At 65.0% G+C, this 14,140-nt stretch carries 13 protein-coding genes; 9 read left to right on the top strand and 4 right to left on the bottom strand.

Features of this window, described 5'->3' with window-relative positions; translation table 11 throughout:
• Nucleotides 1-332: 332 nt before the first annotated feature.
• The 3 genes from AUR66_RS20275 to AUR66_RS20265 all read left to right on the top strand — a co-directional run bounded on the left by AUR66_RS20275 (nucleotide 333) and on the right by AUR66_RS20265 (nucleotide 4,034).
• Nucleotides 333-1,658, top strand: a complete 1,326-nt coding sequence (locus AUR66_RS20275; protein ID WP_058573910.1) for an isochorismate synthase — start codon at nucleotides 333-335, stop codon at nucleotides 1,656-1,658.
• Nucleotides 1,659-1,727: 69 nt separating this feature from the next.
• Entirely contained in the window at nucleotides 1,728-3,476 is a 1,749-nt protein-coding gene (gene menD / locus AUR66_RS20270) for a 2-succinyl-5-enolpyruvyl-6-hydroxy-3-cyclohexene-1-carboxylic-acid synthase (RefSeq protein ID WP_058573909.1), read from the top strand.
• 30 nt (nucleotides 3,477-3,506) lie between these two features.
• Nucleotides 3,507-4,034 (top strand): hypothetical protein, encoded by a 528-nt coding sequence (locus AUR66_RS20265; protein WP_058573908.1) that lies wholly within the window; start codon nucleotides 3,507-3,509, stop codon nucleotides 4,032-4,034.
• 10 nt (nucleotides 4,035-4,044) lie between these two features.
• Here AUR66_RS20265 and AUR66_RS20260 read toward each other — a convergent pair whose 3' ends face one another.
• Together AUR66_RS20260 and AUR66_RS20255 are read right to left on the bottom strand one after the other, a co-directional pair.
• On the bottom strand, nucleotides 4,045-4,545 hold the full coding sequence (locus tag AUR66_RS20260; RefSeq protein ID WP_058573907.1) for a hypothetical protein: 501 nt from the start codon (nucleotides 4,543-4,545) through the stop codon (nucleotides 4,045-4,047).
• Nucleotides 4,538-4,969, bottom strand: a complete 432-nt coding sequence (locus AUR66_RS20255; RefSeq protein ID WP_058573916.1) for a CopD family protein — start codon at nucleotides 4,967-4,969, stop codon at nucleotides 4,538-4,540. Before AUR66_RS20255 ends, AUR66_RS20260 begins: the two co-directional genes overlap by 8 nt.
• A 123-nt stretch (nucleotides 4,970-5,092) precedes the next feature.
• On the opposite strand from AUR66_RS20255, the gene AUR66_RS20250 reads away from it, so the two are divergent.
• A complete protein-coding gene (locus tag AUR66_RS20250; RefSeq protein WP_058573906.1) occupies nucleotides 5,093-6,010 on the top strand; it encodes a 1,4-dihydroxy-2-naphthoyl-CoA synthase in 918 nt (305 codons plus the stop codon).
• A 56-nt stretch (nucleotides 6,011-6,066) separates the two neighbouring features.
• Here AUR66_RS20250 and bglX read toward each other — a convergent pair whose 3' ends face one another.
• A complete protein-coding gene (gene bglX, locus AUR66_RS20245) occupies nucleotides 6,067-8,295 on the bottom strand; it encodes a beta-glucosidase BglX (RefSeq protein WP_058573905.1) in 2,229 nt (742 codons plus the stop codon).
• A 150-nt stretch (nucleotides 8,296-8,445) separates the two neighbouring features.
• Between bglX and AUR66_RS20240 the strand changes: the two genes are divergently transcribed.
• The 5 genes from AUR66_RS20240 (at nucleotide 8,446) to AUR66_RS20220 (ending at nucleotide 12,950) form a co-directional block, all read left to right on the top strand.
• A complete protein-coding gene (locus AUR66_RS20240; protein WP_231727986.1) occupies nucleotides 8,446-9,345 on the top strand; it encodes a 1,4-dihydroxy-2-naphthoate polyprenyltransferase in 900 nt (299 codons plus the stop codon).
• The gene (locus AUR66_RS20235) at nucleotides 9,345-10,385 is read left to right on the top strand and encodes a mandelate racemase/muconate lactonizing enzyme family protein (RefSeq protein ID WP_058573903.1); all 1,041 of its coding nucleotides are present in this window, start codon (nucleotides 9,345-9,347) and stop codon (nucleotides 10,383-10,385) included. The genes AUR66_RS20240 and AUR66_RS20235 overlap by 1 nt, the downstream gene beginning before the upstream one ends.
• A 73-nt stretch (nucleotides 10,386-10,458) precedes the next feature.
• The gene (locus AUR66_RS20230) at nucleotides 10,459-11,262 is read left to right on the top strand and encodes an enoyl-CoA hydratase/isomerase family protein (RefSeq protein WP_058573902.1); all 804 of its coding nucleotides are present in this window, start codon (nucleotides 10,459-10,461) and stop codon (nucleotides 11,260-11,262) included.
• A gap of 77 nt (nucleotides 11,263-11,339) precedes the next feature.
• Nucleotides 11,340-12,056, top strand: a complete 717-nt coding sequence (locus AUR66_RS20225) for a ThuA domain-containing protein (RefSeq protein ID WP_058573901.1) — start codon at nucleotides 11,340-11,342, stop codon at nucleotides 12,054-12,056.
• Between the two features lie 135 nt (nucleotides 12,057-12,191).
• Complete coding sequence (locus tag AUR66_RS20220) at nucleotides 12,192-12,950, top strand: SDR family oxidoreductase (RefSeq protein ID WP_058573900.1); 759 nt, start codon at nucleotides 12,192-12,194, stop codon at nucleotides 12,948-12,950.
• Nucleotides 12,951-13,189: 239 nt separating this feature from the next.
• Here the strand turns inward: AUR66_RS20220 and AUR66_RS20215 are convergent, their stop codons facing one another.
• On the bottom strand, nucleotides 13,190-14,065 hold the full coding sequence (locus AUR66_RS20215) for a hypothetical protein (protein WP_058573899.1): 876 nt from the start codon (nucleotides 14,063-14,065) through the stop codon (nucleotides 13,190-13,192).
• Nucleotides 14,066-14,140: the final 75 nt, after the last annotated feature.

The raw sequence follows: 14,140 nt of genomic DNA, 5'->3' as shown, positions 1-14,140 counted from the left end.
CCTGAGGTTTCGAGCAGTGCGTCCTGCGCTCGCTCGAACGCGGCCAACGTGTCGCGCTCGCGTGAAGCAGGTGTCTCGACGTCGCTTCTTGTTGCCGCCATTGCCCCACACTCCGACACCCGACTCGACCCTCCTGTGGTGTCGCGTCGGTGAGTCACTGGAGGTTGGTCGTGAACAGTGTTAACACTCACCATATACCGTCGAACGCCCCGTCCGACCACCGAACCTGTGGATTGGTGGACAGAACTGTGGGGTGAAGGTGGTGTCCCGCACCGACGTCCCTCGGGACAGAAGGGAGAGTTTCAAGCGTCCCCGGTCCTGACCGTCCATCGATGGAACCGTTGCGGACAGACGAGGTCGCCACGCGCCTCGTCAGCAGGTCGGTCCGACTGTCGTTGCCGCCAGTGACGGCGTCTCTCGCGGCGGTAGGTCGCCCACGAACGCTGTGGACTGCCCCCGACGAACCAACCGTCGTCGGTGGCGGCGCGGCCGTGACCGTCGAGGCAGACGGTGCTGACCGCCTCACACAGGTTCGTGAGTCGGCGTCAGCCCTCCTCGACGGGGCAGACGTGGACGGCCCTGCTGCTGCGCGCCCCCGATTTTTCGGTGGTCTCGCCTTCCACGAGGAAGCGACTGGTCGCGACCCGTGGGCAGACTTCCCGGCGGCACGGTTCGTCGTCCCCGAGGTCCAACTCGTCTTCGACGACGACGCGGCGTGGCTGACCGTCAACGCAGTGGGCTCCGACCCCGAAACGGTCGAAGACACACTCGCAGCGGTTCGAACGACGCTCGCCGACCTCGACGACTCCCCGCCGGAGTCACCGCCGGGCGTCTCGAAGCGCCACCGCACCACTTCGGTCGACGCGTGGCGCGAGAGCGTCGATGCCGCCGTCTCTCGCATCCGCGCGGGTGAGTTACGAAAGGTGGTCCTCGCGCAAGCGCTGGAAGTCGAACTCGACCGCCCCGCGTCGGTGCCTGACCTCCTCGCCCGCCTCGGTGAGACGTATCCCGAGTGTCACCGATTCCTCGTCGAACCCGCCATGGGTGCGAGTTTCCTCGGTGCGACGCCCGAACGACTCGTCTCGCTTCGTGGCCGAGAAGTCGAAACCGGCGCACTCGCCGGGACGACCGGCCGCGGCGACACCGACGACGAAGACGAGTGGTTGGCGAACGAACTCCTCGCGAGCGAGAAAGACAACCACGAACACGAACTCGTCGCGGAGACGATTCGAGAACAACTGGACTCGCTTTCGGCCGAGATTCGCGTCGGCGAACGCGGGATTCGAAAACTCGCCACCGTCCAGCACCTCTGGACCCCAATCGACGCCACGCTCGAACGCGACGAACACGTTCTCTCGCTCGTCGATGCGCTCCACCCGACGCCCGCCGTGGGGGGCTTACCGCCCGAAGCGGCCCTCGACGTCATCCGCGACACGGAACCGTTCGACCGCGGATGGTACGCCGCGCCCGTCGGGTGGTTCGACGCCGACGGCGACGGCAGTTTCGCGGTGGCTATCCGTTCGGCGACCGTCGAAGACACGATGGCGACGCTCTTCGCCGGCGTCGGACTCGTCGCCGACTCCGACCCCGACGCCGAGTGGGACGAGGTACAACTGAAGTACCGCCCCATCCTCGACGAACTCGAACGCGACGACTGACCGACTGTCTCGCCTCCGAGCACTGTCTTCTGACTACTCCACGCACACGACGACCTGCGACGAAACGAGATGACACACCCGAATCGTAACACCCTCTGGGCACGGACCTTCGTTGACGAACTGGCACGCACCGACATCGACGCGGTGTGCATCGCACCCGGCAGTCGCTCGACGCCGCTCACAGAAGCGTTCGACCGGCACGACGATATCGAGACGTTCTCGCTCCTCGACGAACGCTCCGCCGCGTACTTCGCACTCGGACGTGCCCGCCGCACCGGCACGGTCACACCAATCGTCTGCACGTCTGGAACCGCCGCAGCGAACTTCCACCCTGCTGTCATCGAGGCGTCGCAGGCACGCGTTCCGATGCTCGTCCTCACCGCCGACCGACCGCCGGAAATCCGCGACAGCGGTGCCAACCAGACCGTCGACCAAGAGAAACTCTACGGCGACGCCGTCCGCTGGTACAAAGACATGCCCGAACCGGAGGCGACCGACCGGAAACTCCGGAGCCTTCGCACCACCGCTGCACGGGCCGTCTCCGAAGCGACCGGCGTCGACGCTGGCCCGGTCCACCTCAACTTCCCCTTCCGGAAACCACTCGAACCGACGCACGTCGAAGGCGACGTACCGACCGACCTCGACAGCGTCGCACTCGACGGGAGAGAGGGTGCCACGCCTTACGTCCGAACGACCAAGGGTGCACCCGAACTCTCCGAAGACCACCTCCGAAAACTCGCCGACGACCTCTCTGTGGACCGTGGCCTCATCGTCGCCGGTCCGGCCGACCCGCCGGGGTTCAACACCGAGGCCATCGCGGCGTTCGCACACGCCACTGGGTTCCCAATCGTCGCCGACCCACTCTCGGGACTCCGATTTGGCGGCCACACACGAACCACGACGGTCCTCGGTGGGTACGACGCCTACCTCGACGACCGAGTCACCGCCGACTGGCCAGACCCCGAAGTCGTCGTCCGAATCGGTGCGTCACCGACCTCCAAGCCACTTCGGAAGTACCTCGCACGAACCGATGCCCGGCAGTATCTCGTGGACCCGACGGGCGGGTGGCGTGAAGCCGAATTCACTGCGACAGACCTCGTCGAGGCCGAACCGTCGGTCCTTGCGTGGCGACTCTCGCAACTCGTCCGCAACCGACCCGACACCGAGTGGAATCAGTTGTGGACGGACGCAGAGGCAGCGCACTGGGACGCCGTCGACGACGAGACTGCGGCGTTCGAAGGCCGACTCGCCGCCGACGTCGCCGAACTCGCACCCGAACCCTCGACCATCTTCGTCTCGAACTCGATGCCCGTCCGCGAACTCGACAGGTTCGCTCGCCCCTCGACGAAATCACGGACTGTCCTCGGGAACCGCGGGGCGTCCGGTATCGACGGTATCGTCTCGTCTGCCCTCGGGGCCGGGTCGGCAGTGACGGACCACCTGACGCTTCTGACCGGTGACCTCGCGTACTTCCACGACATGAACGGTCTCCTCTCACTCGGCCGTCTCGGCGTCGATGCGACCATCGTCCTCGTGAACAACGACGGCGGCGGCATCTTCCACATGCTCCCAATCGAGGACTACGAACCACCGTTCACCGACCAGTTCAAGACGCCGCACGGCCTCGACTTTGCGGCCACCGAAGACCTGTACGACCTCTCGTTCGCCTCCGTCGAGGTGGACGACTTCCGCGATGCCTACGCCGAGTCTGTCGCGTCCGACGGCACCGACGTCATCGAGGTCAGAACCGACGCTGAGTCTTCACACCGCGTCCGCGACGACATCCGTGAACGCGTCGTGGACCAGTTGTCCGACTGACTTTTCCCCCACGAATTCGATGGGGGGCCTATGTCCTCCAATCTCCGCCGCCAGTACGAAGTGAGCGTGTACGTGGTCGCCGCACTCGTCGGCCTCGCCGTGTTCGGTTACGGCGTGGTCGTCGTTCTCGACCCGACGACTGGTGTCTTCGCCGGGGTGACTGCCTCCCTCGGTGTGCTCCTCCTCTCGGACGTCGCCGAACGTGGCTATCCACGCGCACTTGGTCGCCGAGGAACACTCGCCGTCGTCGCCGGTGTCGTCGTGTTTCTGGTGCTGTGGGTCGTGACTCAGCGACCGCTTCGGGGCCTCGCACTCGCGCCACTCGTTGCCGTCCTCGTGTGGGGTCTCGCTCGGTTCCGCGAACACGGCTATCCAGAGTCGATGGGGCGCCGGCGGTCACTTGCGACGGGAGTCCTCTCCGGTGGCCTCGTCACCTACGGGTCGCTCTCGGGAGCGACAGGGTTTCTCGTGGGGATTTGCGCAGCGATTCTCGTCGCTATCGCCTCGTGGGTGACGAGTCCGCGCAGACCGGTGGTAGGTGGGTCAGCCAGTAAGTGATGCGGCCTGGTTACGACGGCTGACGGACGACGAAGTACGCCGACACTCGGTAGAGGAGGACGTCCACGAGGACGAAGACGCTACCGACGAGTGCCCCGACGAGGGCGGCAATCCCGCCGCCTAAGAGGGTGATGAGTGCGAATGGGAGTACGCCGTCCAACCGAACGGTCCACGCCATCGAGACGAGGTTGACGAGTGCCACGGTGAGTATCGTCCCGACCAGAAATCCCGCGCCGATGAGTGCCCCTGCAATCGCGCCTCGAACCAGGAGTGAACGGAGTTCTCCCGTCTGTCCCCTGTCGAGACCACCCGCTGCCAGCGCCCAGCGAGTCGCGAGTATCGTGAGAACCCACAGATACCCGAATATCAGCACCCCTTCGAGCGTGCCGAACCCGCGAAAGAGACTGGCCAGCGACCCACTCAGGTGCCCGGCGAGTACCCCCAGAAGCGAGAGGAGGACGACGTTGAACGTCGAAACTCCCCAGACTTCGAGTCGGTTGACCTCACCCATGGGCGAGTACCTCCGCCAGTGCGACGACGAGGACCAGCGTCACTGACGTCGACGAGTAGAACTGTCTGAACCGGTCTTCACCGACTCTCGCGACTCCTCTGCGGCGTGTGGTGAGCACGGCCAACGTTCGGACGAACGACCCCACGACGAACACCGTGACGACGCCGAGTTTCGCCGTCAAGAGAGTCCCCCAGCGAGTGGTGGGTCCGGGCGGACCGAGCGACCCGAGGTTTCCCACGCCGGTGACGACCATCACCGCCATCGTCCCCCAGAATAGCCACTCGTAGTGAGTGGCGAATCGAACGGTGTCGTAGCCGACACCGACGGTCCGAATCGCGTTCCACACGAAGACCGACCCACCGACGAGGAGTGTCACCCCCACGACGTGGACGAATCGGACGACGAGGGCCGAAAGTGAGGACATTCGATTGACATATTCGATGGACGAGTACAATACGGTTTGGTCGAATACGACACCACGCTCGTCTCGTTCGTCGAGTCGGCCGCGCAAGCGAATCTTTTTGCGCCGCCCGCGCCGCCTCTCGATATGGTCTCGGAGATTTTCGACCCCGACCGCTGGGAACCGGTCGACGGGTCAGACGAGTTCGACGACATCACCTACCACCGCGCCGTCGATGTACCGGCGGTCCGCATCGCCTTCGACCGGCCGGAGGTTCGAAACGCCTTCCGCCCGGGGACGGTAGACGAACTCTACGCCGCACTCGACCACGCCCGCAAACAGGCCGACGTCGGCTGTGTCCTCTTGACTGGCAATGGCCCATCGGAGAAAGACGGTGGCTGGGCGTTCTGTTCCGGCGGCGACCAATCCGTTCGTGGTGGGTCGGGCTACGAGTACCGCGACGACGACGAAGCAGACGTGTCCGACGACCCACTCGTCCGCGAGGCGAAAGCCGGGCGACTGCACATCCTCGAAGTCCAGCGACTCATCCGTTTCATGCCGAAACCCGTCGTCGCCGTGGTTCCGGGATGGGCGGTCGGCGGCGGTCACTCCCTCCACGTCGTCTGCGACATGACGCTCGCGTCGGAAGAACACGCGAAGTTCCTCCAGACGGACCCCGACGTGGCCTCGTTCGACGGCGGATTTGGCTCTGCGTACCTCGCCAAACAGGTCGGCCAGAAGAAGGCCCGTGAGGTGTTCTTCATGGGGAAGACCTACTCTGCCGAGGAAGCAGTCGACATGGGCATGGCGAACGAAGCGATTCCCCACGCGGAGTTAGAAGACGTCGCACTGGAGTGGGCCGACGAGATGACGAAGAAGTCGCCGACGGCGATGCGCATGCTCAAGTTCGCCTTCAACATGACCGACGACGGACTGGTGGGCCAGCAGGTGTTCGCCGGCGAGGCAACCCGACTCGGCTACATGACCGACGAGGCTCAGGAAGGCCGTGACGCGTTTTTGGAGAAGCGCGAACCGCGGTTCCGCGACTACCCCTGGCACTACTAGACTCCGTTCGAGGGACTCGTACCCCGCTTTGCGGCTCTCTCCCCCGACGGACTCCCTCACTCGACCAGTTCGAACGTCTCGACCACGGCAATCTCGTCGGCCGCGTGGCCGACCTGCACTTCGAACTCGCCGGGTTCCGCGGCGTACTCCTCGTCGGCCGTCCAGAACGCGAGGTCGGCCGCCGTGAGTTCGAACGAGACGGTTCTCGACTCACCGGCGTCGAGGTCGACGTTCTCGAAGCGAACCAGCTCTCTGACCGGCCGTGCCCGGCTACCGACTCGGTCACTGAGGTACACCTGAACGACCTCGGTCCCGGCCCGGTCGCCGACGTTCTCGAGAGTCACGTCGACTGAGAGTGGCTCCGCGGCGGTAATCGCCGCGGCACCCAGCGACACGTCGGTGTACGCGAAGTCCGTGTAGCTCTCGCCGTGGCCGAACGCGTACAGCGGTTCGTTCGGGATGTCGAGATACCGCGAGACGTACTTCTCTCCGTGGTCTGCCGGCGGCGTCGTCAGGTCCACGCCGGCGTCCTCGGCGGGGCGTCCGGTTTTCAGGTGGTTGTAGTAGACGGGTATCTGCCCCTCTGTGACGGGGAAGGTCATCGGGAGTCGCCCCGACGGGTTGTGCGCCCCGAGAAGTACGTCGCTGATAGCGGGCCCCGCCTCGACACCGGGGAACCAGGCCTCGAGGAGCGCAGGGACGTGCTCGGTCTCCCAGTCTATCGCCAGCGGTCGCCCGTTGAACAGCACGGCGGCGACGGGCGTCCCCGTCTCGACGAGCGCTTCGAGCAGTGCGCGCTGGTCGCCGGGCAGGTCGATGTGTGCGCGACTCGCCGCCTCGCCGCTTTGGTCGTACCGCTCGCCGACGGCGACGACGGCGACGTCTGCAGATTCGACGGTTTCGACTGCGGCCTCGAGTTGCTCGTCGCTGACGGTGCCGTCAGGGTCACACCCCTCGACGTACGTCAGGGTCTCGAGGCGGTCCGTAAGCGACGCCTTGAGCGTCGTCACGTCGTCTGGTTCGCCTTCGGCCCGCCAAGCCCCGAGCATATCCGTGGCGCTGTCTGCGAGTCCGCCGACGAGCGCGACGTCTTCGTCACCGTCCAGTGGCAACACTGCGCCCTCGTTTTTCAACAGCACCAGCGACTCGCGGGCGACGTCGCGGGCGGCCTCGCGGTGCTCGTCGGTGAGGACCCGTCGTGACTGCCGGTCCGCGTCGAAGTATCGGTAGGGGTCTTCGAATAGGCCCAGTGCGCCTTTGACGGTCAGCACCCGACGGACCGCCTCGTCGACGAGCGACTCGTCTACGACGCCGTCTTCGACGAGTTCGACCAGCTCGGTCGCGTAGGCACCACTGACCATGTCGACGTCGGACCCGGCCTCGAGACACGCCCGTGCGACCTCGCGGAGGTCACTGGCGACGCCGTGTTCGACGAGTTCACCGAACGAGTTCCAGTCGGACACGACGACGTCCTCGAAGCCGAGTTCGCCGCGGAGAATCACGTCGACGAGTTCCTCGTTGCTGCTGGCAGGGACGCGCTCGTAGAGGTTGAAGGCGTTCATCACGCTGCCGACGCCCGCTTCCAGACAGGCTTCGAACGGTGGGAGGTGGACCTCACGGAGGTTCGTCTCGGAGATGTCGACGGTGTTGTACTCGCGGCCTGCCTCGGACGCACCGTATCCGACGTAGTGCTTCGCGCACGCCAGGATACTGTCGTCGGCAGCCAGGTCGTCACCCTGGAAGCCGCGGACGCGTGCCATCGAAATCTCACTGGAGAGGTACGGGTCTTCGCCCGCCGCCTCCATGACGCGGCCCCAGCGCGGGTCACGGCCGACGTCGACCGATGGTGCGAACGTCCAGTGGACGCCGCTGGCAGCAGCCTCAGTTGCAGCGACCCGAGCCGACAGCTCCGCCATCTCCGGGCTCCACGAGGCCGCTTCGCCGAGCGGAATCGGGAAAATCGTCCGGTAGCCGTGGATGACGTCCAGCGCCAACAGGAGCGGGACGCCGTGGTCGGACTCCTCGACCGCGAGCGTCTGAAGCCTCCGGGCTTCGTCGAGGTCTGCAGCGTTGAGAACCGAGCCGATTTCGCCGTCTAGGACCCCCTGTTCGACGTCCATGTCGCCGACGGCGGTCCCCGTCGCGAAGTCGGCGTTCAGCTGGTTCAGTTGCCCCACCTTCTCCGCCAGCGTCAGTTCGGAGAGCACCGTCTCGACGCGTTCTTGGACCTCGGCCCGTCGGTCTGCCGAGAGCAGGTCGAGCACCGACCGTGTCTGCGTATGCATATCTGGTAGCCAATCTACACGCGTATAAATCACCGGCTCTGTGCAACCTGTCGGTCACCGCCCAATCGACAAACCGAACTTTGACGCCCGGCCCGCCCTGAGTAGCACCCAATGAGTACGCAGGACATCTCTCGCAGGCAAGCGTGGGTGATGGCGTCGCGGCCCCAGACGCTCCCGGCGGCGGCCGCGCCCGTCTTCGTCGGCACCGCGCTCGCCGTCCACGAAGGCGTCTTCGCCGCGTTGCCAGCGCTCGCGGCACTGGTCGGGGCACTTCTCATCCAGATTGGCACCAACTTCGCGAACGACTACTACGACGCGGTTCAGGGTGCCGACACCGAGGCCCGCGAAGGGTTCACCCGCGTGACTGCGGGGGGCCTCATCCCTCCGGCCGACGTGAAGCGGGCGATGTACCTCACGTTCGCCGTCGCCATCGTCCTCGGAACGTATCTCGTCTACGTCGGTGGCGTGCCCATCCTCGTCATCGGCCTCCTCTCTGTCGCCTCGGGCATCGCCTACACCGGCGGCCCGTACCCACTCGGCTACCACGGTCTGGGCGACCTGTTCGTCTTCGTCTTCTTCGGCCTCGTCGCCGTCGTCGGCACGTACTACGTCCAAGCTGCGAGCATCCTCGCTGAACCGCTGTCGATGGGTATCCCACCGGGGACGGTTCCGCTCGTCGCCGTCCTCGCCAGCCTCCCCATCGCGGCCATCTCGACGAACATTCTCGTCGTGAACAACGTCCGCGACAAGGAAGAGGACGCGACGACGGGCAAGCGGACGCTCGCAGTCCGATTCGGCTACGGGTTCGCCCGCGCCGAGTACGTCGGAATGCTCGTCCTCGCCTACGCGGTTCCGGTCGTCCTCTGGACGCAGTTCGACTTCGAGTGGTTCGTCCTGCTCCCAGTCCTCTCGATGCCCATCGCGGCGCGCATCGCTCGAACCGTCGTCACCGAGACGAAAGGCGCGAAACTCAACCCGGCGCTCGAAGACACCGGGAAGTTACTCGCGCTATACGCCGTCCTCTTCTCGGTCGGACTGGTCTTCGCGTGATGCGCGTCCGCGAGTTCGCCGTCGACTTGCGACGTCCGCTCTCGACAGCGAAGGGCGATATCGACCGCCGTGAAGGGTTCCTCGTCGCCGTCGAGACAGCGGACGCGACTGGCGTCGGCGAAGCGACACCGCTTCCGGGATGGACGGAATCGCTCGCCGAGTGCCGGAATGCACTCGAATCGGTCGGCGACCCAGAGACAGCGCTCACCGACGGAACGCTGGACGACACACCAGCGGCGAGACACGCCGTCTCACTCGCACTCGCTGACGCTCGCGCCCGCGACGAGGACAGGTCGCTTACGTCCTCGTTTGCGCTCTCGTCCTCGCTAGCCACCGACTCACACACCTCGGTTCCGGTGAATTCGACCATCGGCGACTCGGGTGTCGAATCGACGGTCGAAGCCGCGATGGACGCCGTTGCTGCCGGATACGACTGTCTGAAAGTGAAGGTCGGCGCGCGCGCCCCGGAAGACGATATCGAGCGCCTTTCGGCGGTCCGCGATGCTGTCGGTCCGACTGTGTCGATTCGGGCCGATGCGAACGGTGCGTGGGACCGCTGGACGGCAGACCGATTCCTCGATGGCATCGCGTCCCTCGAACTCGAATACCTCGAACAACCGCTCGCTGCGGAGGTACTCGACGGCCACGCCGCCTTACGGCGACTCCACGACACGCCAATCGCCCTCGACGAATCACTCGCAGCGGTGTCGCCGGAACGCGCGATTGCGTCGAACGCGGCCGACGTACTCGTCTGTAAGCCCATGGCGCTCGGTGGGCCGGAACGTGTTCTCTCGGTCGCTGAACGGGCCGAAGACGCCGGTGCCGGCGTCGTCGTCACGACCACCATCGACGCCGTCGTCGCCCGACTCGGTGCGCTTCACGTCGCGGCCACGCTCCCCCGGATTCGGGCACACGGCCTCGCGACCGCTTCCTTCCTCGATGCCGACCTCGCACCCGACCCCGCCCCCGTGAGAGATGGCGCGATGACCGTTCCAGAAGGACCGGGTCTCGGCATCGATGTCGCGTCGCTCTTCGACTGAGCCCGGACTCTTTCCCCGATTCAACTCTCCACGGACCAAACGTTTTTCACGATTCTGCACGTCTGCGTCGAAGATGACCGAGGTGGAACTCGACTCCGAGGCGGTACGACTCGATATCGACGCGGGCGTCGCCACAGTGACGCTCGACGCGCCAGCGGTACGAAACGCGCTCACTGTCGAGGTGACGGCAGGGGTCCGCGAGGCACTCGACTCGCTCCCCGACGAGACGAGGTGTGTCGTCTTCCGCGGGGCCAACGGCGCGTTCTGCGCCGGTGGCGACGTGAACGCCATGTTAGAGTTACAGGCCGGCGCGTTGTCGCTTCCAGACGCCGTCGACCACGTCGTCCACGACACTGCCGACTGTGTCCGTCGCGTCTACGATTGTGACCTCCCGACAATCGCCGCCATCGACGGGCCAGCAGTCGGTGCCGGCGGTGCACTCGCCATCGCCTGTGATATGCAACTTCTCCACGAAGACGCCCACGTCGGGTTCGGCTTCCGCCGCGTCGGACTCGCCGTCGACTCGGGACTCTCGTATCTGCTCCCGAGACTCGTCGGCCGGAACGTGGCGATGGAACTCGTCTACACGGGCGAACTGCTCGGTCCCGAACGGGCACTCGAACTCGGTGTCGTGAACCGCGTCGCCGGCGAGGACGAATTCGAAGCCGAACTCGACGAGTTGACCGACCGAATCGCCGGCGGGCCGACGAAGGCACTCACCGCTTCTAAACGGCTGCTCCGCCGACCGGACGACTCCATCGAAGCGGCTATCGAACACGAGGCGGCGGCACAGGCGGTCATCTTCGAGACTGCCGACCACACCGAAGGCGTGGAGTCGTTCATGGAGCGGCGAGACCCAGAGTTCGAAGGCCGGTAGACGCCTCGGCAGGGAGTGAACAGACACGACCGGCCGAGGTCGGTGCATACTTGTCGACACCTGACGACGGCGAGTGTATGGTCACCGTCACCGTCTGGAACGAGTTTCGACATGAACGCGACAGCGAGGAAGTCGCCGCAGTCTACCCCGATGGCATCCACACCGTCGTCGCCGACGCCCTCCGCGAGGATGGCCACGACGTGGACACGGCGACGCTCGACGAACCAGAACACGGCCTGCCGGCGTCTGTCCTCGACGAGACGGACGTGCTCGTCTGGTGGGGGCACAAAGCCCACGACGAGGTAGACGACGCCGTCGTAGACCGGGTCACTGCCCGTGTCCGCGACGGGATGGGACTGCTCGTCCTCCACTCGGGGCACTACTCCAAGCCGTTCAAGCGCCTGATGGGCACCTCGTGTTCCCTCAAGTGGCGCGAAGCGGGCGAGAGAGAACGCGTCTGGACGGTCGAACCCGGTCACCCCATCGCCGAAGGTCTCCCCGAGTCGTTCGAAGTACCGAACGCCGAGATGTACGGTGAGCGATTCGACATCCCTGCACCCGACGAACTCGTCTTTCTGTCGTGGTTCGAAGGCGGAGAGGTATTCCGGAGTGGATGCTGTTACACCCGCGGCAAGGGCCGTATCTTCTACTTCCGACCGGGGCACGAGACGTACCCAATCTACGAACAACCCGAGATTCGGACCGTCCTCCAGAACGCCGCCGACTGGGCGGCACCCAGTGACGGGGCCGACCCGTACTTCGGGAACGCCGACCCACTCGAAGACCTTGACTGAGCGACGTCCGTCAGACTCGTTCTGTCTTCGTTGACCGTCTGAAACCCCTGAAAAGCGATTATTCTTTTGTGCGACTAATTCACAGGGGCAGGCGCTGACCGCCCGGTGGTTGGTGGTCGGAGTCGTGGTGATACTATGAAAGGAATCGATGGAAAGGTGGCACTCGTCACGGGTGCTGCATCGGGTATTGGACGGTCGACTGCACTCCGGTTCGCAGAAGAAGGAGCGAAGGTCGCAATCTCGGACGTACAGGTAGACGCAGGAAATCAGGTGGTCACCGAGATAGAGGACGCAGGTGGTGAAGCGGTCTTCATCGAGGCAGACGTCTCGAAAGAGGTCGACGTCGCCCGCCTCGTCGACGAGACGGTGAACACGTTCGGTGGCCTCGACTTCGCGCACAACAACGCAGGTATCGAGGGCAAAGTCGGCTCTATGGCGGAGATGGAACTCGAAGACTTCCAGCGAGTCATCGACATCAACCTCACCGGAGTCTTCCTCAGCATGAAGTACGAGATTCCGCGCCTCCTCGAACGCGGCGGCGGTGCCATCGTCAACACCGCGTCGGTCGCCGGGATGACCGGCGGACCGAACCTCTCGCACTACTACGCGGCGAAACACGGCGTCATCGGCCTGACACGCTCTGCGGCCCTCGAAGTGGCGACGGAGAACGTTCGCGTCAACGCGGTCTGTCCGGGTGTCATCGAGACACCGATGATAGAACGGTTCACGCAGGGTGACGAAGACGCGAAATCCGGACTCCTCGAAGACGAACCAATCGGACGCCTCGGAAAACCCGAGGAGATTGCGAGTGCCGTCGTCTACCTCTGTTCAGACGACGCCTCGTTCGTCACCGGTCACCCGATGGTCGTCGACGGTGGCTACGTCGTCCCGTAACGCCGTTTCGACCTCGTTCTTTTCGACCACGAATCGAAAGCTGACAACTCGCCGACTACGATAAGTACCCACAGTACGGAGGGGTGTACATGGCACAACCGACGAGTGGGCAACGGCGACTCATGTTCGCCTTGTTCGCGGTGGCGACACTCATCTTCCTCCTCGGCATCGTGGTCATCGGCTACCTCTCCGGCGCGATTTAAGCGGCCCGGAGAACCGCGTGTGGTCCGACGACGGCGTCAGCGCGTCGCGTCTTCCGGGTGGAACGTCTTCCCCGCTTTTCCGTCGGCGGTCATCCGGCGGAGCGTCGCGGCAGCGTTGCTCGCGTCGTACCCGAACAACACGTCTCTTGCGTACTCGTCGGCGACTTCGATGGCGTGAATCAGGGCGTCCACGTCCACGTCCACGGCGTACAGTTCGATAGAGAAATCCACGTCGTACGGGTCGAGAAGTGAGACGAACCCTCTCGCGATGGTCTCGAGCCAATAGGTCGTCCCGTAGTCGATGTCGTAGAGGGGGACCACGAACTCGTCGACGTACTCGGCGAGTGCTTCGACGTCGAGGCCGGCACGGCGGTAGAGGTGGCCGGGATAGGGGTCGGGGTAGAGCGTGAGGTAGACGCGTCCGGGAATTCGGTCGGCGGCGTCGGCGACGAACTCGGTGATGACCTCGGCGCGCCACTCGAACCACGCGTCTTCGTCGTCGGCGTCTCGGTCGTTCTCGTCGGCCCACTCCGCGAAGCGTCGCGAACATCGGTCACAGTGGCAGTACTCGTCGCGCGGGAATCCAACGTCGTCGAGTCGGACGTCGCCGTTGGCGGCGACGGCGTCGTCGATGATTTCGAGCAGACCGGCGCGGTACTTCTCGTTCGTCGGGCAGATGTACGCCCAGTCGAAGTACGTCCGGTCGCGGGTAGCGAGGTTGCCGTCGGCGTCCACGGGAACGAGGTCCGGGTTCTCGTTGGCGGCGGCGTTGTCGCCGAAACACGACACCATGTTCACCGCGTTCGACACCGGTTCGGCGGCGCGTCCGGTCACGTCTTTGACCTCGTAGAACGCGCGGTCGAACTCGGGCCAGTCGATTTCGTCTGCGTTGCGTGTGACGACCCCGTACATGCCCACCCGTTTGGGTGGCCCGCGGGTAAGTCGTTCGCTCCGGTCGCTGGCCTGTGATACTCGTCGCTAGTTGGC

The sequence above is a fragment of the Haloferax profundi genome (assembly GCF_001469865.1).
GTDB classification, from domain to species: domain Archaea; phylum Halobacteriota; class Halobacteria; order Halobacteriales; family Haloferacaceae; genus Haloferax; species Haloferax profundi.
Note: the sequence above shows the minus strand (reverse complement) of the source record. Positions and strands in the feature narration are given on the sequence as shown.

Excerpts from the sequence above, each read along its gene's own strand:
- AUR66_RS20225 (WP_058573901.1), top strand. The coding sequence starts at position 11,340 with ATGGTCACCGTCACCGTCTGGAACGAGTTTCGACATGAACGCGACAGC.
- AUR66_RS20250 (WP_058573906.1), top strand. The coding sequence starts at position 5,093 with ATGGTCTCGGAGATTTTCGACCCCGACCGCTGGGAACCGGTCGACGGG.
- AUR66_RS20275 (WP_058573910.1), top strand. The coding sequence starts at position 333 with ATGGAACCGTTGCGGACAGACGAGGTCGCCACGCGCCTCGTCAGCAGG.
- AUR66_RS20255 (WP_058573916.1), bottom strand. The coding sequence starts at position 4,969 with ATGTCCTCACTTTCGGCCCTCGTCGTCCGATTCGTCCACGTCGTGGGG.
- AUR66_RS20220 (WP_058573900.1), top strand. The coding sequence starts at position 12,192 with ATGAAAGGAATCGATGGAAAGGTGGCACTCGTCACGGGTGCTGCATCG.
- AUR66_RS20265 (WP_058573908.1), top strand. The coding sequence starts at position 3,507 with ATGTCCTCCAATCTCCGCCGCCAGTACGAAGTGAGCGTGTACGTGGTC.
- AUR66_RS20240 (WP_231727986.1), top strand. The coding sequence starts at position 8,446 with ATGGCGTCGCGGCCCCAGACGCTCCCGGCGGCGGCCGCGCCCGTCTTC.
- AUR66_RS20260 (WP_058573907.1), bottom strand. The coding sequence starts at position 4,545 with ATGGGTGAGGTCAACCGACTCGAAGTCTGGGGAGTTTCGACGTTCAAC.
- AUR66_RS20235 (WP_058573903.1), top strand. The coding sequence starts at position 9,345 with ATGCGCGTCCGCGAGTTCGCCGTCGACTTGCGACGTCCGCTCTCGACA.
- bglX (WP_058573905.1), bottom strand. The coding sequence starts at position 8,295 with ATGCATACGCAGACACGGTCGGTGCTCGACCTGCTCTCGGCAGACCGA.
- AUR66_RS20230 (WP_058573902.1), top strand. The coding sequence starts at position 10,459 with ATGACCGAGGTGGAACTCGACTCCGAGGCGGTACGACTCGATATCGAC.
- menD (WP_058573909.1), top strand. The coding sequence starts at position 1,728 with ATGACACACCCGAATCGTAACACCCTCTGGGCACGGACCTTCGTTGAC.
- AUR66_RS20215 (WP_058573899.1), bottom strand. The coding sequence starts at position 14,065 with ATGTACGGGGTCGTCACACGCAACGCAGACGAAATCGACTGGCCCGAG.